Origin of the sequence: Synechococcus sp. R6-5 (assembly GCF_047461775.1) — a bacterium.
GTDB lineage: Bacteria > Cyanobacteriota > Cyanobacteriia > Thermostichales > Thermostichaceae > Thermostichus.
The window spans coordinates 1-1375 of record NZ_JANSHV010000235.1 but is presented as its reverse complement, the minus strand read 5'-3'; the positions used below and the strand labels follow the sequence as shown (position 1 = coordinate 1375).

General features: G+C 60.5%; 1 protein-coding gene and 1 pseudogene. Both read left to right on the top strand.

All coding sequences use genetic code 11. The features are described from left to right. On the top strand, window positions 1-870 hold an 870-nt coding region (locus NW818_RS11840), incomplete at its 5' end, for an anthranilate synthase component I family protein (protein ID WP_414424664.1). Window positions 871-873: 3 nt separating this feature from the next. Continuing rightward, window positions 874-1375: pseudogene (locus NW818_RS11835) on the top strand (phytanoyl-CoA dioxygenase); the annotation flags it as partial.

The window sequence follows — 1375 nt, the reverse complement described above, 5'->3', positions numbered from 1 at the left end:
GAAAGGACTCCGTCCCGCTGGCGCGAACAAATCCCCCCCAGCACCCTGAGCCGCCCGGCCTACTGCCAAGCGGTGGAACGGGCTAAGGACTACATCCGCGCCGGAGATATCTTCCAGGTGGTGCTCTCGCAGCGGTTTACCATCTCCCTTGCCGGGGATCCCTTTTGCCTCTACCGCTCGTTGCGGCTGATTAACCCTTCCCCTTATATGGCGTTTTTGCAGTTTGGGAATCTCTGCCTCATCGGCTCCAGCCCAGAGGTGATGGTCAAACTCAGCCGGGTGGGAGAAGACCGCATCGCCACCGTGCGCCCCATTGCCGGCACCCGCCCCCGTGGCACCACCCCTCAGGAAGACCGGCAGCTGGAGCAAGAGCTGTTGGCAGATCCGAAAGAACGGGCCGAACATGTGATGCTGGTGGATCTGGCCCGCAATGACCTGGGACGGGTCTGCCAACTGGGATCTGTGCAGGTGGACGACCTGATGCAGATCGAGCGCTACAGCCATGTGATGCACATCGTCAGCAACGTGGTGGGGCGGCTGGATCCCCAGTACAGCGCCTGGGATCTGCTGCGGGCCACCTTCCCTGCCGGCACTGTTACCGGCGCCCCCAAAATCCGCGCCATGCAGATTATTCATGAGCTGGAAGGATGCCGCCGCGGGCCCTATGCCGGCGCCTATGGCTACTACGACTTTTCTGGCCAACTGAACACCGCCATCACCATCCGCACTCTGCTGGTTCATCAGGGCCAGGTGAGCTTGCAGGCCGGGGCAGGTATTGTGGCCGACTCGGATCCGGAGCGGGAATATCAAGAATGTCTGAACAAAGCGCGGGGCATGTTAATGGCTGTGGCCAGTTTGCAGGAGACCTAGCCGATGTTGGCCCAGTTGCGCTTCAGCCCTGCGGTTCGCGTCAGCGGGACGGAGTCCTTACAGGAGCTCCAGCAGCCGGATCCAGAGACCGTAGAGCAGGCTTTTGAACTGTTTTCCACAGAGGGCTATCTGGTGTTGCCGGAGATCTTTCCCCCCGAGCTCATCGACAAGTTGCACAGCAGCTTTCTGGCCACCTACAGCCGCTACTGCACCCACGAAAACCACGCCGATGCCCTGTTAGTGGGCAATAGACGGGTGATGGTAACGGTTCGCCTGGAGGGCCCCTTCAACGATCCCCTCCTCTATGCCCATCCTTTGATCTTGCCCATCCTGAAGCGGATTTTGGGGCCGGAGTTGATCTTGAGCGGGCTGGGGGCGGTGGTCTCTCTGCCGGGATCCGCCGATCAACAAGTTCACCGGGATCTGTCTCATCTGTTTGGCGACGAGGCCTTGGATGCGATCATTCCTTGCTATGCCGTAAACTACCCGACTCCGACCGCTAAGC